This window comes from Mucilaginibacter pocheonensis (genome assembly GCF_031456535.1).
GTDB classification, from domain to species: domain Bacteria; phylum Bacteroidota; class Bacteroidia; order Sphingobacteriales; family Sphingobacteriaceae; genus Mucilaginibacter; species Mucilaginibacter pocheonensis.
Map to the genome: position 1 here is coordinate 985295 of NZ_JAVDUU010000004.1, position 24681 is coordinate 1009975.

Consider the following 24681-nt stretch of genomic DNA (forward strand, 5'->3'; position numbering starts at 1 on the left):
TTTGAAAGATAATACCTCGAAAACTCAATCATTATAGAGGGTTTTATAATGATTCTCTTCATAATCACCAGTAACGCTGCGGAAGGTAATAATTGTATAAAATACAATTTTACTCAATCGTTTACGTAAATATTCTTGTCGCAATTAAGAAATGTAACAAAAAAAATACTCAATTTTAGGATAATGATATCATTATCATGTACACCAATTAAATGTAAATAACCTTTTGTTTTACTAATTATTACGTTATGGAATCTACTCAAACAGTGGAAGGGGACGCTATTGGTCCGTCGCCACCAGTTACAACCGAAACTGAAATTTTAAACCAACAAACCCATTATATATGAACAAAAATTTACACCAATCATGAGACTTAATTTAAAACGCAGCAAGGGTACGTGCAGAGCTTTACTGTTGCTTGTATTGTCATTGACTTTAAATTTGCACAACACCTTTGCACAACAGGACAGTCATGTTACCGGCCTGGTAACAGACAGCAAAGGACTAACTATTCCTGGAGCTACCGTTAAGCTAAAAGGTACTCAAAAAGCCACAGCGACAACCGTAAATGGAACATTCAGTATTGCCGCCGGTGCTGGGGACGTGCTGGTAATTACTTCAATTGGGTATAAAGCTCAGGAGGTTACCATTACAAGCCAAAAGTACTATAAGGTACAAATGGCCGAAGATAACGCATCTTTAAAAGAGATAGTTGTAATAGGTTATGGTACCAGTACACGAAAAACGCTTTCAAGCGCGGTGAGTACAGTTAAAGCCGAAGACCTTAATAAAGGCGCCATTGCCGACATAGGCCAATTGTTACAAGGAAAAGTAGCCGGTGTAAATATCAGCGCCAGCGGCGACCCCAACAAGCCCGCGGCGGTAGTACTGCGCGGTGCCTCTACAATTAACAGCCCCGGTGCACCTTATTATGTTATAGACGGCATACCCGGCGGTGATATAGCCGGTATAGCGCCTAATGATATAGTTACAGTTGATGTATTGAAAGATGCTGCAGCAACGGCAATTTATGGTAACAGGGCTGCAAATGGAGTAATTATGGTTACTACACGCCGTGGTAAAAAAGGCCAGTCGCAAGTGACTTACAGTGGTTATATGGGCACCGAAAAGGTAAGCAACAATCTTAAGCTGATGAATTCAGACCAACTAAGGGCTTATATTGCGGCCAATAACAATGCTTTTTCGCCCAATGATGATAAAAGCGCCAATACTAATTGGATGAAAGCTATCGAACGTTCAACCGCTTTCTCTCAAAACCACAACCTTTCGCTTAGCGGCGGAGGCGAGCATAATACGTACAGTGCAAGCTTAAACTATTTTAAAAAGCAGGGTATCCTTACTGCAAGCTCCCTTGAGCGTTTAATAGGTCGTTTAAATATTGATCAGTACGCTTTGGATGACAAGGTTAAATTTAGCCTTAACATATCTAACTCCGAAAGTAACTCAAATAATGAGCCACTGCAAAATATCGTTTTGCTGCAGGCGGCAAAGCATATGCCTATATCGCCGGTTAAAAACGCAGATGGTACTTACTTTGAAAACTTAAATACAACGGGATACTTTAACCCTCTTGCTATGGTTAATAACGCCCAGGATAATACAAAGTACCATGTTTTGATGGGAGGCTTTGTTACAGAGGTTAAATTGCCCTTTGATCTGACGTATAATGTAAACCTGTCATATCAAAGAACAACAGCTAACCACGGCGAGTTTTACAGCAGCTATTTCAGCAAATACCCAACATCAAACTTTTATAACAACCCCGACCCAGGTATCGGTATAGCCCATACGCTTATAGGTTCCTTGTTCGGAACCAATGGATCTGCGCTCAGAAATGTTTATGAAAACACCTCTAAAACGTTAGAAACCTTTTTATCCTGGAATAAAACTTTTGGTTCGCATTCTGTTAACGCCGTTTTAGGTTATTCATACCAGCAGAATGTTGTTGGCGATGGTTTCCAGGCTACAAGCACCAACTTCCCAATTGATAATATAGGGTTCTTGAACCTTACCTTGGGCAACCCATATGCCATCTCATCTTACCGGATAAACCTCGGGAACGATCTTACATATGCCAAAACATTAATGATCTCCGATTTCTTCAGGGTTAACTATAACTATAAAGAAAAATATCTTTTGCAAGCTTCTATCAGGAGGGATGGCAGTTCTACATTCGGGGTTAATAACCGCTGGGGCTATTTTCCTTCAGTAGGTTTGGCTTGGCGTATAACGCAGGAGGATTTCATGAAAAATCAAACCTTGTTTGACGATTTAAAACTACGTGCAAGCTACGGTATTACCGGTAACTCCTTTGGCATTGGTGCCTACAATGCACAATTATTTTATGGAATCAGCGGCACTTATTATGACAACGGCGTACAGGCTGCGGCATATGCACCTGCACAGGGCACCAACCCTAATTTGAAGTGGGAGCGTACTGCAACAAAAAATATCGGCCTTGATTTTTCTATTCTTCGTGGCAAAGTTTCAGGATCAGTTGAGGTGTATGATAAAAATACCACAAACATGTTATATAAATATTCCGTATCACCAACGCTGGTACCCGGTGGCCAGATATGGGCAAACGGTGGCAGTATTAATAACAAAGGTATCGAGATCAGCCTGAACGCCACGCCGGTTTCAACACAGAAATTCACCTGGTCAAGCGGTGCAACCGTCACTTTTAATAAAAATAAAATAACAAGCTTGAAAAACCCTTACACAAATGGTGATTCAATCCGTTATTCTGATCCCGAAGGTCCCGGCCAAACCAACGCTACTTTGCAAATACTTAAAGTAGGCTATCCGGTAGGCGAGTTCTTTTCGCTAAAATATGCAGGTAAGGACGCCAACGGCGCCTCGCTTTTCTTTAAAAAAGACGGCACAACAACTACTTCGCCTTCAATAGGAACTGATTATTTTTATTTAGGCAGCCCGCAACCTAAGGTAATATTAGGGTGGAACAATACTTTCAGATATAAGAGCTTTGATCTAAATATCTTTTTAAGAGGCACTCTGGGTAATAAGATATTTAATGCCACCCGCGCAGATCTTTCTTACACAGCCGGAGCAACTACCAACAATATTCTGGTTAGCGCCGGGAACGATAAAATATCCGATACCAAAAACTCCTACTATTCAGACCGATACATTGAGAATGGCTCCTACGTTCGTTTAGATAATGCGACGCTGGGCTATAACTTCAAAAATGTGGTAAAATATGTAAACAATATACGGGTTTATGTTTCAGGCAACAACCTGGCCACAATTACGGGGTATAAAGGTATTGATCCCGAGATCAATCAGGGAGGCATTGCGCCAGGTATAGATTACAACAACTTCTATCCTAAAACGCGCACGCTGTTATTTGGTGTTAACGTATCATTTCAATAATAGAATTAAAGGACATGAAAAAAATATTTTTTGGAATACTTAGCCTCTCAATCGGGGTGATGTTATTCTCGGCATGCCATAAATTAGATGTTCCGGCTTCATCGGAACTTACGCCTGATGCATATCCGCATACCGAGGCGCAGTTTAATTCAGCATCGGGCCCGGTTTATATTGCGTTGAGGAGCGATTTCGCGGTTTCGTATTGGTTTACACAAAGCTGTTCAACTGACGAGGCGGTTCTGGCCACTTTTGGTGCAGACTGGATAGACGGTAATAAATACCTCGAACTGCACCGCCATACGTGGACTAAGGATAATGCCTGGGTAAATTCAACATGGGTATATCTCACTAATATGATTGGTATCGCTAATCAAACTATTTCAGTTTTTAAAACAGCGCCCGCTGGCAGTACTAAAAATACCAGTGTTGCTGAGCTAAAAACCATGCGCGCGTTAGCTTATTATATGATGATGGATCTTTACGGTAATGTTCCGCTCGATACATTATATGGATTTACCGCCGTTAAAACAAATGCTACCCGTTCGCAGGTATTTAACTATGTGGAAAGCGAGCTTAAAGCTTCTATTCCGTATCTGAAGTCGACCACCGGAACAGCGACGTACGGAAAGCCAACAACGTTTCTGGCCTATTCCATACTGGCAAAAATGTATTTGAACGCTCAGGTTTACACAGGTACCCAACGCTATAACGATTGCATAGCAGCTTGTGACCAAATTATTAATTCGGGCTTGTATAGTATAGAACCGATGTCGACTTATCTCCAGATGTTTTATCCTACGAATGGGCCAAGCAGCAAGGAGTTTATTTTCGCTATCCCATTTGATGCCTCAACAACTAACGGCAATATGTTTTATGCCCGTTATGATCTGAACCGTAACCTGGGTATCAAATACTCGTATTCGGGCTCGACAGCAGGTGGCATTACCGATCCGGTGATGAACCTAAGTTCGGGCAGTGGCTTAGTAAATAGCAAACCAAGCGGTCCGCGTATGACAACTGCCGAATTTTACGCTAATTTTAATGACCCTAACGATATCCGCAATAAGCAATGGCTTACAGGCCTGCAATACTGGTCAGATGGTAATCCTATTATGGTGAGCACTACCAATGTTGGCTATAACCAGTTTTATTCCGGTTCAGAGCCTGCAGGCAGCTATGTTTATCAATTGAACCTTACCCCGCTTACGCTCAATTCATCACGGTTGGGGCCAGGGTCCTTTGATCTGGGTAAAGACGAAATAGCATGGAACACCGGTTATAGGAACATTAAGTTTCTCGCTGATTATACCAACCCCATCAGCAGAAATCAGAATAATGATGTACCGGTTTTCCGTTACTCAGACATTATACTGATGAAAGCGGAAGCTATCCTGCGTGGTGGAACACCTACATTGGGAGCCACCGCCCTATCGCTCGTTAATACCTTAAGGGCCAACCGTACTACATCGGCGGCATTAACAGACCTTACACTGGATGATATGTATACCGAACGCAGCAAAGAGTTTACCTGGGAAACATGGCACCGTAATGATATGATAAGATTTGGCAAGTTTGAAAACACTTATGGTTTAGGAAAAACCAACACTGATACTTACAGGCGTATCTTCCCTATACCTACTGTAGCCATACAAACAAATAGCAAACTGGTACAAAACCCGGGATACTAAATTAAACCTCTAAAAGCGGTTGCATATACTTGAAGCACACCGCAAAAGTTGGAAAAATTAGATGTTAACTACAAAAGCAATGAGCCCGATATTTTATCGGGCTCATTGCTTTTAGGATTGAGTCTGATTCTATCATGGTTATAATAGCTAATATATTTCCGCTAATCCTAATCTTAATTTAAAGGCCAAACAAGGTTAAGCAGATTAGGAGCGTTCCGATAACGCCTAATCCTATATAAACATACTTAAAAAACGTATTATCCCGTAGCTGGCCATTTAAGAGTCTGCCAAGGAAAATTGCCGGAATCGCAGCGGGAAAGCATATCAGAAAATCACGGATCACGGTCCATCCCAGCAATCCCTGTATAACGTATCCTGTTATTCCAATTAAACTTACCGGCAAAAAATAGGCCTGTAATGTAGCCCGGAAATGCTTTGCGCTCCATCTTCGCATATTTCCATATAAAACGAGTGGCGGACCATTGAGGCCATACGCGCCACCCAAAATACCAGACAAAAACCCGCAGATAAAAAGCCAAAAGCGATTATCTTGTTTCAGATGCAAAGCATTCTTCGCAGTAAGCGCATAAACGCTATAGCCAATTATAACTAAACCCAGGACAATTTTTGCATAATGCTCATCTCCATATTTGAGCATAATCAGCCCTAAAGGGACTCCGATAAACGCATAAAGAATAAGCCATTTAGCACTGCTGAAATGGATGTCTTCATGGTCTTGTATCACGACAAAGAGGGCGACTAAAACGGACATTAATACTGATAATGGCACAGCAACATTTAAAGGGATGAAAATTGCGAAAAGTGGTACCGCGATAAGGGATTCCCCGAAACCAAATGTGGAACGGACCAACGTTGCTATAAAGCTGATCAATAAAATAGCTATGTCTTTCATGAGCATAGGCAAATCTAAGATTACCTATGAATAAATTATTAAGTTAGTAATCATGGTGTAATTAAACCAGATTGCGGTCTAATATTATAAATGCGGTATATACCGGCAAGAATGGCACCACATGTTTTATTGTTTTAACAATGGCAATTCTCTGTTAATCTTCGGCGGTGGTTATGATGCAAAGTTGGATTAATGAAATATTTACTGGTCGCTCGCATGCACTTCTCGCAAAGTGTACCCGTACGGGCACCACGCCGAAGTATGCAATAGAAATTATCACTATGATGTCAGATTAAAAACTAAATTATATTTATTGAACAGTGTTCAATATTTTTGAACTGTTTTAAATTAATCAGATAATCATGAAAAAAGCATTGATCACAGGTGCAAGCGGCGGCATCGGACTGGAAACAGCAAGGCAGCTTGCCGCCCAGGGCTACCGTTTAACAATGGTAGCCCGCAACCACGACAAATTAAATAAGGTAGCAAAAGGTTTAACTGGCGCGGGTCACACCGTTTTGGCTGCTGACCTGACCAATAACGAAGACCTGCAAAAACTGGTAACCCATCTAAAAACTGAGAAGTATGATATCCTGATCAACAATGCCGGAGCAGGTATTTACGGAAAATTTGTTGAACTTCCATTAGCTGATCAATTGGCAGGTATGCAACTCAATATGAATGCATTAGTGACCCTCTCTCACGGCTTTTTACAAAATGCAAAACCGGGAGATGCTTTGGTAAATATAGGTTCGCTGCTTGCTCATTCTTCCCTGCCGGGTGGAGCAATTTATGCGGCTACCAAGAGTTTTGTTGCCAATTTCTCCGAGTCATTGTGGTTCGAGTTTAAGAAAAAAGGTATTTTCGTCATGGGCTTTAACCCCGGTGCTGCAAACTCCGACTTCCATGCAAACGCCGGGGGGCATGCCAGTGATTTTCCAAAATTTGTGATGTCTTCTGTTGAGGATGTTGCTGACGAACTGGTTAAAGCGCTGGAAAAGAGACGGAAGCCAAGGGTTGTGCAGGGCTGGAAGAACAGGTTTATGCTCTTTGGATTCAAGCTATTGAACCGAAAATCAGCTGTTAACATTATGGGACAGCTTAGCCCCGGCATGAAAAACTAAACGATGGATCCTGGTGCGAAATTTCGCCGCCCGGTCAGCGCACTTATATTTGTATCTTATTATTATTAAAAAATGAGCATAGCAGAACGAAAATTGGAAGAGAAGCAGGAAATGCATAAACGCATACTAAACGGTGCGCGTAAGGTATTCCTTGAAAAAGGCTATGAACAAGCCAGTATGCGTAGTATTGCTAACGAAATCAACTACAGCCCTGGCTCGCTCTATTTTTATTTCAAAGATAAAAGTGAGATTTTTCAGGAATTGCATAAGGAAGGGTTTCAGTTATTGCTCAACCAGCTAAAAGTGCTGGATAAAGTGGCAGACCCTTTTGAGCGTTTAAAGGCTGAGGGGCGTGTTTTTATCCAATTTGCACAGGATAATAAAGATTATTATAACCTGATGTTCATTGTAGACGAACCTGCTAAAAGTGCTCAGTCGGGTGGGTTTCAGATCGCCCAGGAAGCGATTAATCACTTAATGAATGTGGTTAAGGAATGCCAGGAAAAAGGTAGATTTAAAAATATGGATACAGAAGATTTAACTTTTATGATCCTTTCTGCAATGCACGGCATTTGTGCGCTGTTCTGTAAAGACCGTACTTCAAGTTTTATAAACAAAACAAATGAAGAACTGATGCAGAATGGTTACGAATGTTTTGTGGCACTGCTTGAAAAAAGTTAGCCTTTTTTTTGAAAATATATTGAACAGTGTTTAAATTTATAACGATGTACAAAAATGAAAACTAAAAGCCAAAAAAAATACGGTTTTGCCCTGATGGCAGTCGCCGTATTGGCCACCTCATCAGTAAAAGCCCAAAGCCGGTTGGATGACTACATCCGCGAGGGACTCAGCTCCAATCAGAGTATTAAGCAACAGGGCTTTGTGCTCGAAAAAAATGTATATGCACTTAAGGAAGCAAAAAACATGTTCGGACCGGACGTTACCTTTTCAACCACCTATACCAAAGCTGACGGCGGACGTACGATAGACTTTCCGACAGGCGACCTGTTTAACGGGGTTTATTCCACATTGAATAAATTGACCGGCAGCAATGCCTTTCCGCAACTGCAAAACCAGCACATTCTGCTCAACCCTGATAACTTTTATGACGCCAAGTTCCGTACAACCCTCCCCATTTTGAATGCAGAGTTAATTTATAATAAACGGATAAAGGCTCAGCAGGTAGATTTGCAAAAAACAGAAGTACTGCTTTATAAACGCGAGCTGGTTAAAGAGATTAAAACGGCCTATTACAATTACTCAAAAGCCGTTTATGCTACTGGGATCTATGAGTCCTCACTCCGCCTGGTTCAAGAAGGTCAACGGATCAATACCAAACTGTATGATAACAGTAAAGTTAACCGAACTGTTGTACTCAGAAGCCAGAACGAAGTATCCAGGATCAATGCTTCACTCACCGGTGCAAAAAAAACCGCGGAATCGGCCCGCTACTATTTTAACTTCCTGATCAATCGCCCCCTAACCGACAGCATCCTTTTAGATGATATTACCGCACTACCCTCCCGTGACCAACTACTGGGGAATAGCATCAGCGGCAGGGAAGAATTAGCCAAGCTCAAGATCGCTAAAGACATAAATGGTAACCTGACCGGGATGGCCAAATCTTATCTTATCCCCAAGTTAGGCACCTTTATTGACCTGGGCTCGCAGGCTTTCGACTGGAAGTTCAACAGCCAAAGCCGGTATTATTTATTTGGTATCTCCCTCGAATGGAACCTGTTCTCATCGGGAAAAAACAATTACCGGGTAAAACAAACAATTGCCGACCGCGAGGCCTTAGCATCACAAACTGATTATGTACAGCAGCAACTGCTTACCGAGCTTAAAGTACGGCAGGCCGCTATGCAAAGCGCTACCGCGCAATATGACGCCGCACAATCCCAGTTGAAGACCAGCCAAACCTATTATAATGACATGGTGAAGTTATACAAACAGGGAATGGCTATTTACATTGAACTGCTGGATGCCCAAAACCAGTGGATAGATGCGCAGCTTAACGCCAACATCGCCCTTTATGACACCTGGATAGCCTATACGGCTATTGAACGAGCTAACGCCAGTTTCACTATTCAATAAGACAAAATCATGAAAAATCCCGAAGGGTTCTTGAATACCTTAAAAAAATATATAACAATGAAAAAAATTCAATTACTCAGCATCGCAATAGCAACCATATTCCTGCTGACTTCCTGCAAACAAAAACACCAGGACCAAAATGCAATGGGTGAACCGGATATCATCCCGGTTAAAACAGCTTCGGTTTCCGTATTAGGAGTTCCCGACCACATAAGTGCTACCGGCCTGGTAAGCACGGAAGATGAAGCCAAATATGCTTTTAAAATAGGCGGCGTGATCAGTCGCATCTTAGTGCAGGAGGGCCAGTTTTTTAGAAAAGGCCAATTGCTGGCTACGCTCAATTCTACAGAAATATCAGCGGGGCTGGCACAGTCAAGCCTCGGAGTGGAGAAGGCACAGCGCGACTATAGCCGTGCAGTGAACCTTTACAAAGACAGCGTTTACACCTTAGAGCAATTACAGAATACTAAAACTGCATTGGACGTTGCGCAAAAGGCCCGGGAAGCGGTAGCCTTTAATGATCGTTATTCAAAAATATACGCCGCATCTGACGGCTTTGTGAGCAAGAAGACAGCCAACGAAGGTGAAGTGATTGCCGAAGGGGTGCCGGTGCTGCTCATCAATTCTACCGAACAACACAACAGTTATTCGCTAAAGGTTGGGGTGACCGACCGCGAGTGGGCCATTATTAAACCGGGACAAACAGCCAAAGTAACCCTTGACGGATACACAGGCCAACAATTTGATGCGGTGGTATTTCGCAAGTCGCAGGCTGCAGATCGCGAGCTTGGATCGTTCCAGGTAGAGCTGAAGCTGAAGTTAAATGGTATAAAACCTGCTGTGGGCATGTTTGGTAAAGCCGAAATAGCTACCCACCAGGATGAAAGCGTGATGGTGATCCCCTACGGTTCATTGGTGGAGGCTGACGGCAATAAAGGTTTCGTGTTCACTACCGTTAGCGCGACCCGTGTAAAAAGAGTACCGGTTACCATCCTGAAGTTCGATAACGACAATGTCTATCTCAAGGATAAACTGGAAGGTATAGACCAGATCGTGGTTTCCAACAGCGCCTACCTCAACGAACAGTCCATTATTAAAATCATCAAGTAAGCTACAGTTATGAAAATCACAAATTTCGCAGTAAAGAACTACCAGTTCACGCTGATCATATTTTTGCTTGTCGCTGTAGTCGGCGTCTTAACGCTGTTTACCATGCCGCGGTCGGAAGATCCGACCACCCATCCGCCGCAATACGTCATTACGGTCATTTATCCCGGTACCAGTCCGAAGGATATGGAAGAGCAGGTGGTAAAACCCATCGAAAACAAGATCTATGGACTGGAAAATATTGAAAAGATATTGACAACAGTTGAAGACGGTGTGGCGGTTATACAGCCGAAATTTAAATATGGCGTAGATGTAGATAATAAGTACCAGGAGATCTCCACGGAGATCAATGCTTTGAAAAACAGCGAGCTTCCTAAAGATATTTACCTGATCAAAACGGAAAAAGTTTCTTCTTCGGATGTAAAGATATTGCAGGTTGCCCTGGTATCAGACAATGCTTCCGGTAAATTACTACGGGACAAAGCTGACATGCTTAAAACACGCCTGGAAAAGATCACCAACCTGAAGGATGTCAAATATTTTGGAATGCCGGAGCAGGAGATCCGTATCGACATGCAACTGGATAAACTGGCCCAGTTAAAAATACCCCTTAATGTGGTGATAGGTAGTTTACAAAGCGAAGCCGCGGATATTCCTGGCGGCAGTATTAACCTGGACAGCAAGATCTTTAACGTAAAAACCAGCGGCAAGTTCAAAAACGTTGATGATGTGGCCAATACAGTTATTTACAATGCTAACGGCAAGATCATTTATCTGAAGGATGTAGCCAATGTGAGCTACAAAGATGGTATTGCCGATCACATCACCCGCTTGAACGGGCACCGTTGTGTACTGGTTACAGCAGGCATGAAAGACAACGTGAATATCGCCAGTGTACAGCAAGAGTTTTTACCGGTACTGGATGAATTCGGCAAAAGCTTGCCGGAGAACATCCGCCTTGTCAAAAACTTTGATCAGGCTAACATGGTTTCCGAGCGTTTAGGCCACCTGGGCTTTGATTTTGGATTAGCCATTGTTTTAGTGATCATTACCTTGCTGCCTTTAGGATTCAGGGCATCCCTGATCGTAATGATCTCTATACCGCTTTCTCTGGCGCTGGGCCTCATTGCCATGAATTTATTGGGGTATTCCTTAAATCAGCTTAGTATCGTTGGGCTTGTGGTAGCCCTGGGCCTGCTGGTGGATGACAGTATCGTGGTGGTTGAGAACATTGAGCGGTGGCTCCGTGAGGGACATTCGCGAAAGGATGCTATCCTGAAAGGCACGCAACAGATCGGGATAGCAGTTATAGGCTGTACGGCTACATTGGTTATTGCCTTTTTGCCGCTTGCCTTTTTGCCCGATATGGCCGGTGAATTTATCCGCAGCCTGCCGATGGCCGTTATGACCAGCGTATTGGCATCTATGATCGTGGCCTTGACGCTTGTTCCCTTCCTGGGTAGCAGGATGCTCAAAACCCATACACATGGCGAAGGTAACTTCTTTTTAAAGCACCTGCAACGCTTTCTGACCAGGTCTTATGCCCGCGTGATGCCACTTGCCTTAAAGTGGCCCAAAACAACTATTGGCATCTCATTGGCTTTAAGCGGACTTGCCTTTTTCTTATTTACGCAAACCGGGTTTAAGCTTTTCCCTACCTCTGAAAAGCCGATGTTCCTGATCAATATCAAACTGCCCCTCCAGGCGGATATCCCCGAAAGCGACCGGGTGACCAGGCTGGTAGAAGGTGAACTGAAGAAACACAAGGAGATCGTTTATTATACCTCTAACGTGGGCAAAGGCAATCCACAGATCTATTACAATGTGCACCAGCAGGATGTAAAGCCTGACTTTGCACAGGTATTTGTGCAATTGGACGAAGAGGCAAGCCCGGGTCAAAAAACTGACCTGATCAAACAACTCAGAAAGAAATTCAACGATTTCCCCTATGCAAGGATCGAAGTAAAAGATTTTGAGCAGGGCACGCCGATTGAAGCCAATATCGTGGTAAGGATATTTGGCGAAGATCAGGACACCTTACGTAAGCTTTCCTTTAACGCAGAGGAGATCCTGAAAAAAAATCCAGGCACGTTTTACATTAATAATGAGCTGAACACCTATAAGTCGGATGTCAAAATAAAAATTGACAAAGAGAAGGCCCGCACTTTAGGTGTGCTTACCAGCGACGTGGATAAAGTGGTAAGGATGGCCGTTGCGGGACTAAACGTGGGTGACTATATAGACGACAGGGGCGATTCGCGTAATGTTGTGATCACTCTGCCCAGGAATAAGTTCTCTAACCTCGATGCTTTAAAAAACCTGTACGTAAACAACATACAGGGCACGCCGGTACTGGTTGACCAGATCGCCACTATTTCGTTTGAAACATCACCTACGGCAATTAACCATTTCAATAAATCACGCTTTGTAAAAGTTACTTCCCTAACCAAAGAGCATATACTGGCCAACGATATCCTGAAAGAGGTCGTTCCTGAACTGAATAAATTGAAAATGCCGCCGGGCTATTATTACAAACTATCCGGCGAAGCAGAATCTGAAGGCGATGCATTAGGTGGCAACTTTCTTTCTGTAATCATACTAAGCACCTTTCTTTTCGTCGGCGTGCTGTTGTTGCAGTTCAAAACGTTTAAAGGGATCATCATCGTACTGTCAATCATTCCTCTGGGCATATTGGGTGGCGTAGTACTCTTACTTTTCACAGGCAATCCGATGTCATTAGTCTCTATTATTGGTTTTATAGGTCTGTCGGGCATACAGGTTAAAAATTCGCTGCTGTTGGTAGATTTTACCAACCAACTGCGTGCGGAAGGCCACAGCATAGATGAAGCGATTACAATGGCAGGCGAAACCCGCTTCCTGCCGGTGGTATTGACATCCATCACTGCCATTTGCGGTTTGCTTCCAATAGCCCTGAACCCGAATCCGTTAATAGCACCATTAGCCATTGTATTAATAGGTGGCCTGATCAGTTCAACGATACTGTCGAGGATTGTAACACCAGTGATGTATAAATTGATTCCGCCACATTTAGAAAGCGATGAGAATGAGAAAGCATAATAGAAGGCTGCGAGCTTGACCATATCCGCGCTGTGGCGAAACCAAAGATAAAGCAAGCTTGCCTTGCGTGGTGACCGGGGATCCTTCTCCGAAAAGCAAAAAAACCACATATATGCCGCCCCATTTATCTTTTTTTATCTTCATAAATTCCTGCTGTAATTGAGCAAAATGAGGTCTGGGATACAAACGAGCTACAATTCCTCTAATTTATAAGGTATGTAAATAACAATATTATAGACGAAATCTATACGGGAATAAAAATAATTGATTTTTTCTATACGATATACTATCATAAATTTGAACAAACCGATTAAACAATGGAAAACAATTCGAATGACATCAACAAATGCCCGTTTCATAATGGAAGCATGAAAAGTAATGTTGCCGGTGCCGGCACCAGGAACCGTGACTGGTGGCCCGATCAGCTTAAACTGAACATTCTGCGCCAGCATACTGCAGCGACCAACCCTATGGATAAAGGCTTTAATTATGCGGCAGCTTTTAAAAGCCTTGACCTGGAGGCTGTAAAAAGAGACCTGCACGAGCTAATGACTGATTCACAGGACTGGTGGCCGGCTGACTTTGGTCACTATGGCGGCCTGTTCATCCGCATGGCGTGGCACAGCGCGGGTACTTACCGTATAACTGATGGCCGTGGCGGTGCCGGCCAGGGACAGCAACGTTTTGCCCCGCTTAACAGTTGGCCCGACAATGTGAGCCTGGACAAGGCACGCCGGTTGCTATGGCCAATAAAACAAAAATATGGCAACAAAATTTCCTGGGCCGACCTGATTGTGCTTACCGGTAACATAGCGTTGGAATCCATGGGCTTTAAAACATTCGGCTTTGCCGGCGGCCGTGAAGATGTTTGGGAAGCGGATGAATCAGTTTATTGGGGAGCTGAAAAAACCTGGCTGGGTGACGAAGTTCGTTATGCGCATGGTTCCGGAGGCGTAGTAGAGAATCACGGCGTATTGGTGTCAGATGATGATGCAGATGGGGATATCCATTCTCGTAATCTGGAAAAACCACTTGCTGCGGTGCAAATGGGGTTAATATATGTAAATCCGGAGGGACCGGACGGTAATCCTGACCCGGTTATGGCCGCTAAGGACATTCGCGACACTTTCGGTCGTATGGCCATGAATGACGAGGAGACGGTAGCCCTGATAGCGGGCGGCCACAGTTTTGGTAAAACACATGGTGCTGCCTCGGCCGATCATGTTGGCAAAGAACCCGAAGCAGCAGGTTTAGAACAGCAAGGCTTTGGCTGGAGTAATAGTTATGGCAGCGGTAAAGGCGCTGATACCATTACCAGTGGCCTCGAGGTAACCTGGACCAAAACACCTACCCAATGGAGTAATGATTTTTTTGATCACCTGTTCGCTTACGAGTGGGAACTCACCAAAAGCCCCGCTGGCGCGCATCAATGGGTAGCCAAAAATGCAGAAAACGTGATTCCAGATGCTTATGACGGCACAAAAAAACATCGGCCTGCGATGTTGACGACCGACCTTGCTTTAAGGTTCGATCCGGCGTATGGAAAAATCTCCAGGCGTTTTTATGAAAACCCGGATGAGTTTGCAGACGCTTTTGCCCGTGCCTGGTTTAAACTGACCCACCGTGACATGGGTCCGCGTGCGCGCTATTTGGGCAGCGATATTCCGACAGAAGAGCTGATTTGGCAAGACCTTATCCCTGCCGTAGATCATCCTTTGATCAATGATCAGGACATCGCGGATTTGAAAGCAAAAATACTGAGCTCAGGCCTAACTGTTTCTCAACTCGTATCAACCGCCTGGGCTTCTGCTTCTACTTTCAGGGGCGGTGACAAACGGGGAGGTGCCAACGGTGCACGTATCCGCCTGGCCCCGCAACGCTACTGGCAAGCCAACAACCCTACGCAGTTAAATCAAGTGTTAAGTGGATTAGAAACTATTCAAAAAGAATTTAACGAAGCCCAGAATGACGGCAAGAAAGTTTCGCTGGCCGACCTGATCGTACTGGCAGGCTGTGCCGCTGTAGAAAAAGCGGCTAAAGATGCCGACCAAGATATTGTTGTTCCATTTACACCCGGTCGCATGGATGCCTCACAGGAGCAAACAGATGTCGATTCTTTTCAATACCTTGAACCGGTTGCTGACGGCTTCCGCAACTTCCGCAACTCCAAAGCCAGGGTGCGTACGGAAGAATTGCTGATAGATAAGGCTAATTTATTAACCCTTACCGCGCCTGAATTAACCGTATTAATAGGCGGCATGCGTGCCTTGAATGCTAACTATGATGGTTCGGCGCATGGCATTTTAACCACTCGTGCCGGTCATCTCACGAACGACTTCTTCATCAATTTGCTGGACATGAACACTGCATGGAAAGCCGTGAGTGAAGATCGGGAACTATTTGAAGGCAGTGACCGCAAAACCGGCGAACTTAAGTGGACTGCTACCCGTGCCGATCTGGTATTGGGTTCCCATGCAGAGCTAAGAGCAATTGCTGAAGTATATGGAAGTGCTGATAGCAACGACAAATTTGTTAAAGATTTTGTTGCAGCCTGGGACAAAGTTATGAACCTGGATAGGTTTGATATAGCTTAATAACGTCGTCTACTATACTATATAATAAAAGTGGGCCACAAAGGCCCACTTTTATTATATATCAAAAATCTTAAAGCGTAAAATATTAAAAATAGCTACTAATTTTTTTGTCGGGACAGGAACGTTACCAGCGATGCAAATTCATCATAAGACAACGCACTGGCGAGGCCTGTTGGCATCATTGATGTTTTTAATTCTTTACGGCTGAGCACATCACTGGCCTTAATGGTAAATACATCTCCTGATATGTTTCTCATCACAATTTTCTGGGCAGATTCTTCAGTAATAAATCCCATATAGCTTTTATTGCCTTTGGCTGTTATCATTACTGTGGCAAATCCCTGCGAAATAGAGGCGCTTGGCTTTAATACAGATTCGGCTATTTGTTGACGGTTCATGATAGATCCAATCTGTCCCATAAACGGCCCCTTTAACTTTTCGCCCCTGTTAAGGCTGTGGCATGCAATACATCCCTGACGAGCAAAAAGGGCCTTCCCTTTTGTTGGATCACCTTTAATTTTGGCGAGCATCAGCATAATGTCTTCAATAGATGAACTACCAATCTGCCCTTTTTTATTACGGATCTTGGCAAGATCTACCTTAACCTCTTTTGTTGCAACACTTTTTTCTTCTCCGCCAAATGCTGCAATACCCATTTGATGGCGTTCATTCAGATCAGCAAAAAACTGTTTGTCCTTTACCCCTGCTTTCTGTCGCTCAGCCTTCAGGAATTTTTCAATCCGCGGTGAGGATTCCCAAAGTATGCCTTTATAAATAGGACCATGTGAATCGGGCCGCGTTCCCCACCACCACGATGCGTCATACGGTGCTTCCTGTTTGTAAAGGCGTGCCAGGGTTACCAATATTTGTTTTTTTGTTTTTTCGTCTTTGATCTTAGGATAAACGGCTATGAGGCCATTTACGGCTTTAGCATCGTACATATAACGCAATGCCCATAAAGCCAGTGTTGAATTTGTTGTTCCTACCGTGCTCACGCATGCATCTACCGCATGCAAACTTACCAATGCGCGTACGGCTAAATGTGCCGGAATGATGGCTGCATTAGGTGTGGCGTGTGGCCCTTCTGTATTTTTAGCCGGTGCTGCGAAGGTTGCAGGCACATGTATTTTCAATAACTCAGGAGCTGCTTCCACATGGCCGAGGCGGCCCAACCCTATAATTGCCGCAGCTTGCACCCTTGGCGAGGGATCTTTTAACCCATTTAAAAAAGGTTCAACAGGTACCTGCGCTATTCCGGCTTTTCTATCGGTTAGTTCACGTAGTGCAAATTCTCTTAGGGCATCGTCATGCGTAAGCTGCACCAACGCGGCTGTTCCGTTTTCCCGGGCAATTTGTGCATAGGTAAAAAGGCCTGCCACGCGTGCATACAATGGTGCACCGGTGTCTGACGTAATTGCTAAGGCGGCTTTGCTCCCTTCCTCTGTTGGCCTGGTAATAAGTTCCTGTGACGCGTTTAACCTTGCCACGGCGCTTTCAGATTTCAACATATTTGCTAATTCAGTTACCGACATAGCCTTAACATCAGGGAAGGCCTTGTATGTCCAGTTGTTGGGCACAGCCCTGATCACATACCCTTTAGAAGGGCTGCCCGAATAACCTGCACCATCCCAGGCCGACAGATAAAGCCTTCCGGAACCATCCACGTCAAGATCAGTAATCTGAGGTAATTCAATAAATGGTTCCTCGCTTTGCTGAAAGCTGGCGCCATCGGGTTTCACCCTGTTAATATATAATTCACTCCGTCCCCAGTCGGCAGTCATAGGTACATGGTTGTATTTCCCGGGCCAGGTCGGTTCGTCCATAAATAATGATCCTGTACCTGAACCACCACCCAAATCAACCAGCGCTGGTAAAATTTCATCTGTAAAATGCTGAAAAAGCAGCGGATAACCATATTCGCCGGATTGGATATGATGCGAAAAGCGTATGTTCCAGCCGCCCCCGTCATTGGTGTTATCGCGGGTAAATATATTCATGTACGGATCAATCGCAACATCGTAAATATTACGTGTGCCATGTGTATAAATCTCCATTTCCCTGCCATTTGGCCGCACTCTGATAATACCTCCGCCAAGCATGGTAAGCTTTTTACCATCACGGTCAGTTGCATTATGAAAGCCAAAGTCGCCCACGGCTATGTAGATCCATCCGTCAATCCCCATACGGATACCATTAGTAGCATGGTCTGTTCCCCGTTCCACTAACATATGTGTATTGCTCAAGTGTTCAATAAGTGGCTGGGCTGGTCCATCGGCCACCCCATCATGGTTTTTATCTTCAAAAACTTCGAGGGTCATCCCCGTCGCTTTACCTGTTTCTTTAGAAAATACGGTATGCAGTACAAAAACCTGATCGCCCATGATGAGTATGCCGCGGGGGTTATCAACTTCTGCAAACTCGGTATGCTTGTCTAACTTACCATCATTATCGCTATCAATAAGCTTTAGTATGCGTCCTTTTCCAGGATCTTTACCCAAAGAGCCCATCATATCAACGCCAACAAATACTTCGCCGGTGGCAGCCGTCGCAATACAAGCCGGACTTGGTGTAAGATCAGGCCCGGTAAACTTGGTAATGGTTAACTCGGCGGGCCAATGAAGGGAATCACCCGGATTAGTGTCTGAACCGTGCCTTTGTTTTAAAGGAGAAGCAACCGATTTAGCCGTAGCTGGCTCACGACTTGTGGTGTTCATGTAATATTTGAATGCCAGCAAAAAGGACACACAAAAGAAAAGGGTTAGGGAAAACTTTAACATCATTTTTATCAATTATAAGTAAACGGCAATCAAACTACTAATATTTTTTTTATCTGTATTAATTTATTGCCGGGGGAATACGTTTTTCTGCTGTTAACCGGCTTATCACCCTTATTAGTTTGCGGATCATGCGCATATTTTTCAAGGTTCACGATCTCAATCCTTCTAACTCAACCAGATGGCTTTCACTCTTCAAGGAAATTGTTCAGCTTTTTAGCAGTTTACCTCTTCTGTACCACCTAAAGGATGGTAATTAAATACGGTATGCCCTTGTAAAAGCCTTGAACAGGTTTAAACCGATGGTTTCCCAAAATTGCGATAATAAAATTAGACAAGAAGGGGACAAAGCACACTATTTAAGGGGGTAATTCATAATCGCAAGTAAAAAATCAGTGACCAAAGCAATTTGAAATCATCAGTCATCGGGATAAGTTATCCGCACATTGTATAAAAATATCAAAACGATAATAGCCACTGCAGATCAAACACGCATATGATTTCGGGCTAAAAACAAGAATTTTTTATATTTTATCCCCCTTATTTTCCAGCTTTACCCCCCTTATTTTAACAAAAATTACAGTTAATTAGACAACCTGTTAGTAGCGATCTGCATGCTTTGATCACTGCAAATACTCGAACAACCTATTTGTGCAATTTTTATTAAAAGTTAATTCCTAACTACCGAAGATAATATAGTCTATATGTTCATCGAGAACCAAAGCTATATTGCTTAAACCGATGTAGTAAGAAAAACAACTTGCGTTCTTTGATATAGATGCCTTAAGTGCGTCCAAAACTTAAATTGTTACTTTAACACTTATTACCAACCACCAGTTAACTTAATATAAACCTAAACGAAAAAGCCTATGGAGATATAAAAAAATAAAAAGAAAACGGACCAGGATCCAAATGCATTAATTAATGCTCAGTTTAATTTTTAATCAAACCCAACTATGCAATATTTTTTACTTAATAAAATATTTTTGAGAAAAATATCCCGATCAGTTGCCTTATCATTGATCATGCTGATAATTGTTCAAACGACAACTCATGCAGCAAGCGACTTTAACTCATTTAGCAGGCTTAAGCCATCAAACACAGCTAATAAGCCTGCTCCCATTAAAGGCAAGGTAATTGACAAAACAACAGGTGAAACTGTTATAGGCGCATCTGTGAAGATCAAAGGATCAACTATAGGTACAGTTACCGACATTAATGGTAATTTCACGCTTAACGCCGACCCTAATGCCGTATTGGTAATCACCTATATAGGCTATGAACAAACTGAGTTTCCACTTAACGGACAAACCTCAGTAACTATCCGCTTGCAGGTGAATGCAAAAAACCTGAATGAGGTTATCGTTGTGGGTTACGGCACACAAAAGAAAACATCTTCAACCGCAGCGGTATCCACAATTCAAACTACCGAAATTGCCAAAAAACCGGTAGTTAATTTAACCAATAGCCTTGTTGGGCGCGCCTCGGGTTTAATTATTACCCAGGGAAGTGGCGAGCCGGGCTTTGACGGTTCTAATATCCTGATCAGGGGTATTGGTTCTACCGGTGGTAGTTCACCGCTGCTCATTGTTGATGGTGTACCGCGCGATTTCAGCCGTCTTGATCCGAATACAATTGAAAATATTTCGGTATTAAAAGATGCCGCCGCCGTTGCCCCTTATGGTGTGGCTGGCGCAAATGGTGTAATTTTGGTTACCACCAAAAAAGGTAAATCAGGCAAACCGACGTTAACTTATAACGGCTACTATGGTATCCAAAACCCAACCAAGGTACCAACATTTGTCGGCTCATATGAATATGCACTATTGCGTAATGAAGCTAACGCCAACGATGGCCAACCTCCGGCATACACTGCAGATGACATCCAGAAGTTCAAGGACCACTCTGATCCTGATGGGCACCCAGATGGACATCCATTACAACAAATTATTCAAAAGAACCGACCGATCACTTATCATAATGTGACACTTGCCGGCGGAACAGATGATATCAAGTATTTCGCGGCCTTGGGGTATACTCATCAGGATGGAATGTGGAGCACAACGTACCTTGATAAATATAATGGTTCGTTGAGCTTGACTGCAAACGCTACCAAATCTACAACGGTGTCACTCTCTGTTAACAGTTATGTAGAGGATCAGCATTTTCCGTCACAAAGTGCAGGAACCATTATTGGACAGGCCCAGCGCCAGGCTCCAACAACACCTATTTACTACAGTAATGGGTTATGGTCTGGTTATATCGGTCAATCGCTTATTGGTGAAATTTATCATAGCGGTTATCAATTCAATGAAAATACTGCCGTATTATCACAGTTTACTGTTGATCAAAAACTTCCGATCAAAGGCTTAAGCTTGAAAGGTGTGCTCAGCTATGATAATGGGCCCGATCCATTATTTACTGGAAACATAACTTCATTCCAGCGTACCTATACTACCCCGATACCTTTTTATAATGTTGATGTAACTACTACTCCCTATACCTATAAAGCAGGAATACAGGGAAATTCCAAAGCTACGTTTTCAGAGAATTACAGCCAAAACCATTCCTTGACTGTTCAAGGATTGTTATCCTATTCCGGATCATTTGGTAAAAGCGATATTACCGCTTTGGGTGTTTTTGAAAGCCGTAGGGTAAAGTATCAAAGATTTGGAGCTACTAAATATAACTACAACCTTGACATTGATGAACTGGACTTTGGCGGCCCGGCGGCGGCAGACGCAACCAACAATGGTCTCTCCTCAGGTCAAAAACAAATTGGCTATGTTTACAGGTTAGGTTACACATATGATAAAAAGTACCTGTTTGAAGCTGCCGGTAGGTATGACGGAAGTTATTTATTCGCCCCCGGTCGTCGGTACGGTTTTTTTCCTGCATTTTCAGCCGGCTGGCGGCTGTCTGAAGAAAAATTCATTAAAGATAATATCACTTGGATTGACAACTTAAAGCTTAGGGCATCATGGGGAAAATCTGGAGCGTACCCAAGAAAAAGTAATACTATTCGAACTTATCAGTATCTGAGCCCTTATAATCCAGTGTCTAATTCTGCTGTTCTTAACGGCAGTGCAACACAGGGCATCTATGAAGATTTGCAGGGCAACCCCAATATTGGCTGGGAAAAGGCGACAAAAACCGATGTTGGATTTGAAGCTACGTTATGGAAGGGTTTATTGAGCATCGAAGCCGACTACTTTTATGAAAAAAGAGCAAATATGCTTGTGGAGGTCCAAAATACATTACCTGGAGAATACGGCCTTGGTCTGGGGCTTGTAAACGGCGGTGTCATGAGTAACCATGGTATCGACCTGACATTACAAAGTTCCCATAGCTTTTCAAAAGACCTCAGATTAGATGTTACCGGCACCTTTACCTTTGCCAGAAACAAGCAACTACAAGTTTTCGAAACCAGTGCAACGGCTAACAACCCTAACAGGAGAGTAACAGGCCGGCCATTAAATACTATATTTGGATACCAGGCCTTAGGCTATTTTAAAGCTACAGATTTTAATTCAGATGGATCACTTAAAGCCGGTTTACCTGTTCCGTCTTTCGGGCCGGTTAAAGCAGGAGATATTGAATATGCCGATTTAAGCGGACCTAATGGAACACCAGATGGCAAAATTGACGCAAATGATCAAACCGTAATAGGACACCCAAATACACCAGAGATCATCTATGGTTTAGAGCCAAGACTGACGTTTAAAAACTTTGATCTTGATGTCTTGTTTCAGGGTTCGGGTAACAGCAACATTGTTATCAGTAATTATTTCGCTTTTCCTTTCAATGCATCTGGTTCGGCTTCTCAACTGGTATATGATGATCACTGGACACCGGCTACTCCTAATGCCTTATATCCAAGGGTTACTGGTACGCCAACATCAAATAATACGCAAACCTCATCGTGGTTCGTCAGGAATGATTCCTACATCAGGTTAAAAAGTTTTGAAGTTGGTTACACCCTATCGAATAAGCTGTTGCGAAATAAGATCCAATCGATAAGGATATATGTTGCCGGGCAAAACGTCATTAACCATTTACCACACGTAAAGGAGATCATTGACCCCGAAAATACAGGAAACAACACCAATTACTATCAACAGCGTGTATTTTCATTGGGTTTAAATGCAACATTTTAACTAAAAATAAGAAAGCGATGAAACAGACTTTTATAAAATACAGACAGCTTTTTTTACTTGCTTTGCTTGTTGTAAGTATTGGTGGATGTAAAAAAGACGATTCTTTAAATGTTACTAACAAGGCGTTTCTAACCGATGTAGCAACATTCAGTTCGCAAGGTAATGCAGACCTTTTTATAAATGACATTTATAATCAGCTGCCTGATGTTAACAATGATTATCAGCTAACAGAACAATATGCTGATAACAGTTTCTGTGGGGCAGCCTGGGAAAACGGACAAGCTACCGTAAGGGCCGGCTCAATTGGGCCAAGCAATGTGCCTACAGGGCCGGGTGGCATGTGGAACTGGGAAGGTAACTACGGAAAAATAAGAAAATGTAATGTCTTCCTGCAGCAGGCAGCTTTAAATAAAGCAAAGTATACCGACGATTGGTACAAACAGCGCGTTGCGGAGGTTACTTACATGAGGGCTTACTTTTATTCACTATTATTTACAGCTTACGGAGGCGTTCCTATTATTACCATCCCGCTTGATAACCGTAACGGAAGTGACATTTTTACTGCCAGGGCCACTATTGACGAAACGGTTGCTTTTATTGAAGCAGATTGTGACGCCGCTGCTGCAGTTTTACCTGCAAAAGCAGCGCAAACGGGAAGAGCTACCAAAGGTGCCGCATTAACACTTAAAGGCTGGGTTGAACTTTTTGCAGCCAGTCCGCTAGTGAATACTGCAAATGATGCAGCTAAATGGAGTAAGGCGGCAGCTACCAACAAATCGGTGATGGACATGGGAACCTATAGCCTGTTCAACGCCTCACCTACCTCCTATGCCGATCAGTTTCTATCAGCAAACAACTGGAATGTGGAAACAATTTTTGCCCGTGGCTATGCTACCGGACCTGCAAAAGGCAGTCACCGGGAAGGCTATCTGGGGCCGGTATACGTAAGCGGTGTTCAACAGTCATGGGGTAATCTTGCACCTACACAAGGCCTAATTGATGATTATTCGATGGATAATGGCCTCCCCATTGCGGACCCTGCCTCGGGATATGACTCTCAAAAACCGTATGTACACCGCGAGCAGCGTTTTTATCAGTCAATTTTGTATGATGGTGCTCCATGGCAGGGTGATATAATAAAAACGCGAATAGGCGGCAGTAACCAGATAGACCTTGGCTCCTCAAGCGATATAACTAATACTGGTTATTACGCTCGTAAAACACTCGATGAAAGTATTACGGGGCAAACGAGTATCAACCTGGCGCCAAGCTTTGCCAACTACATTATTTTCCGTTACGCGGAGGTGTTATTAAGTTATGCAGAAGCGCAAAATGAAGCTGTAGGACCTGATGCATCAGTTTACGACGCAGTTAATAAGGTAAGGGCGCGTTCATCATTACCTGCTGTAAAACCGGGCTTAACCAAAGATGAAATGCGTGTATACATCCGTCGTGAAAGGCGCATTGAGCTGGCGTTTGAGGATAAACGATGGTTTGATATACGCAGATGGAAGATAACTACTGGCGCAAACGGCGTGCTTACCTCTCCGGAATATGGCATGAAGATAGAGGCCGATGGCGCTGGATTGAAGTATACACCGGTAAAAATATTTACCAATACTTACTTTGAGCGGCAAAACTGGATGCCAATACCACAGGCCGAAATTGACAAGAATAAAAAACTGGTGCAAAACCCAGGTTACTAAACTTACTAATTCTTAGGCTGATATAACCC

The 24681-nt window shown here is 43.4% G+C and carries 12 protein-coding genes; 10 read left to right on the forward strand and 2 right to left on the reverse strand.

Going from position 1 to position 24681, the window contains the following annotated elements; genetic code table 11:
* Positions 1–366: 366 nt before the first annotated feature.
* Together J2W55_RS22455 and J2W55_RS22460 are read left to right on the forward strand one after the other, a co-directional pair.
* Positions 367–3414, forward strand: a complete 3048-nt coding sequence (locus J2W55_RS22455) for a SusC/RagA family TonB-linked outer membrane protein (protein WP_310101479.1) — start codon at positions 367–369, stop codon at positions 3412–3414.
* Between the two features lie 14 nt (positions 3415–3428).
* Positions 3429–5102 carry a RagB/SusD family nutrient uptake outer membrane protein gene (locus J2W55_RS22460; RefSeq protein ID WP_310101482.1) on the forward strand — a complete coding sequence of 558 codons (1674 nt, stop codon included), beginning with the start codon at positions 3429–3431 and terminating at the stop codon, positions 5100–5102.
* Positions 5103–5280: 178 nt separating this feature from the next.
* Here the strand turns inward: J2W55_RS22460 and J2W55_RS22465 are convergent, their stop codons facing one another.
* A complete protein-coding gene (locus J2W55_RS22465) occupies positions 5281–6015 on the reverse strand; it encodes a sulfite exporter TauE/SafE family protein (protein ID WP_310101485.1) in 735 nt (244 codons plus the stop codon).
* 362 nt (positions 6016–6377) lie between these two features.
* Here J2W55_RS22465 and J2W55_RS22470 point away from each other — a divergent pair, with 362 nt between their 5' ends.
* From J2W55_RS22470 to katG, 6 genes are all read left to right on the forward strand, one after another.
* Positions 6378–7139, forward strand: a complete 762-nt coding sequence (locus J2W55_RS22470; RefSeq protein WP_310101488.1) for an SDR family NAD(P)-dependent oxidoreductase — start codon at positions 6378–6380, stop codon at positions 7137–7139.
* Positions 7140–7211: 72 nt separating this feature from the next.
* Positions 7212–7820 carry a TetR/AcrR family transcriptional regulator gene (locus J2W55_RS22475; protein WP_310101491.1) on the forward strand — a complete coding sequence of 203 codons (609 nt, stop codon included), beginning with the start codon at positions 7212–7214 and terminating at the stop codon, positions 7818–7820.
* A 54-nt stretch (positions 7821–7874) separates the two neighbouring features.
* A complete protein-coding gene (locus J2W55_RS22480) occupies positions 7875–9236 on the forward strand; it encodes a TolC family protein (protein WP_310101493.1) in 1362 nt (453 codons plus the stop codon).
* A gap of 57 nt (positions 9237–9293) precedes the next feature.
* On the forward strand, positions 9294–10346 hold the full coding sequence (locus J2W55_RS22485) for an efflux RND transporter periplasmic adaptor subunit (protein ID WP_310101496.1): 1053 nt from the start codon (positions 9294–9296) through the stop codon (positions 10344–10346).
* 9 nt (positions 10347–10355) lie between these two features.
* Entirely contained in the window at positions 10356–13421 is a 3066-nt protein-coding gene (locus J2W55_RS22490; protein ID WP_310101499.1) for an efflux RND transporter permease subunit, read from the forward strand.
* 317 nt (positions 13422–13738) lie between these two features.
* Positions 13739–16015: a catalase/peroxidase HPI gene (gene katG / locus J2W55_RS22495; RefSeq protein ID WP_310101502.1), complete on the forward strand. Its 2277-nt coding sequence runs from the start codon at positions 13739–13741 to the stop codon at positions 16013–16015.
* Between the two features lie 98 nt (positions 16016–16113).
* Here the strand turns inward: katG and J2W55_RS22500 are convergent, their stop codons facing one another.
* Positions 16114–18729: a DUF7133 domain-containing protein gene (locus J2W55_RS22500; RefSeq protein ID WP_310101505.1), complete on the reverse strand. Its 2616-nt coding sequence runs from the start codon at positions 18727–18729 to the stop codon at positions 16114–16116.
* Between the two features lie 1016 nt (positions 18730–19745).
* Here J2W55_RS22500 and J2W55_RS22505 point away from each other — a divergent pair.
* Both J2W55_RS22505 and J2W55_RS22510 read left to right on the forward strand, forming a co-directional pair.
* Positions 19746–22946 (forward strand): SusC/RagA family TonB-linked outer membrane protein, encoded by a 3201-nt coding sequence (locus tag J2W55_RS22505; protein WP_310101508.1) that lies wholly within the window; start codon positions 19746–19748, stop codon positions 22944–22946.
* A gap of 17 nt (positions 22947–22963) precedes the next feature.
* Positions 22964–24652: a RagB/SusD family nutrient uptake outer membrane protein gene (locus J2W55_RS22510; protein WP_310101511.1), complete on the forward strand. Its 1689-nt coding sequence runs from the start codon at positions 22964–22966 to the stop codon at positions 24650–24652.
* Positions 24653–24681: the final 29 nt, after the last annotated feature.

Excerpts from the sequence above, each read along its gene's own strand:
- J2W55_RS22500 (WP_310101505.1), bottom strand. The coding sequence starts at position 18,729 with ATGAACACCACAAGTCGTGAGCCAGCTACGGCTAAATCGGTTGCTTCT.
- J2W55_RS22480 (WP_310101493.1), top strand. The coding sequence starts at position 7,875 with ATGAAAACTAAAAGCCAAAAAAAATACGGTTTTGCCCTGATGGCAGTC.
- J2W55_RS22485 (WP_310101496.1), top strand. The coding sequence starts at position 9,294 with ATGAAAAAAATTCAATTACTCAGCATCGCAATAGCAACCATATTCCTG.
- katG (WP_310101502.1), top strand. The coding sequence starts at position 13,739 with ATGGAAAACAATTCGAATGACATCAACAAATGCCCGTTTCATAATGGA.
- J2W55_RS22460 (WP_310101482.1), top strand. The coding sequence starts at position 3,429 with ATGAAAAAAATATTTTTTGGAATACTTAGCCTCTCAATCGGGGTGATG.
- J2W55_RS22465 (WP_310101485.1), bottom strand. The coding sequence starts at position 6,015 with ATGAAAGACATAGCTATTTTATTGATCAGCTTTATAGCAACGTTGGTC.
- J2W55_RS22490 (WP_310101499.1), top strand. The coding sequence starts at position 10,356 with ATGAAAATCACAAATTTCGCAGTAAAGAACTACCAGTTCACGCTGATC.
- J2W55_RS22505 (WP_310101508.1), top strand. The coding sequence starts at position 19,746 with ATGCAATATTTTTTACTTAATAAAATATTTTTGAGAAAAATATCCCGA.
- J2W55_RS22470 (WP_310101488.1), top strand. The coding sequence starts at position 6,378 with ATGAAAAAAGCATTGATCACAGGTGCAAGCGGCGGCATCGGACTGGAA.
- J2W55_RS22455 (WP_310101479.1), top strand. The coding sequence starts at position 367 with ATGAGACTTAATTTAAAACGCAGCAAGGGTACGTGCAGAGCTTTACTG.
- J2W55_RS22510 (WP_310101511.1), top strand. The coding sequence starts at position 22,964 with ATGAAACAGACTTTTATAAAATACAGACAGCTTTTTTTACTTGCTTTG.
- J2W55_RS22475 (WP_310101491.1), top strand. The coding sequence starts at position 7,212 with ATGAGCATAGCAGAACGAAAATTGGAAGAGAAGCAGGAAATGCATAAA.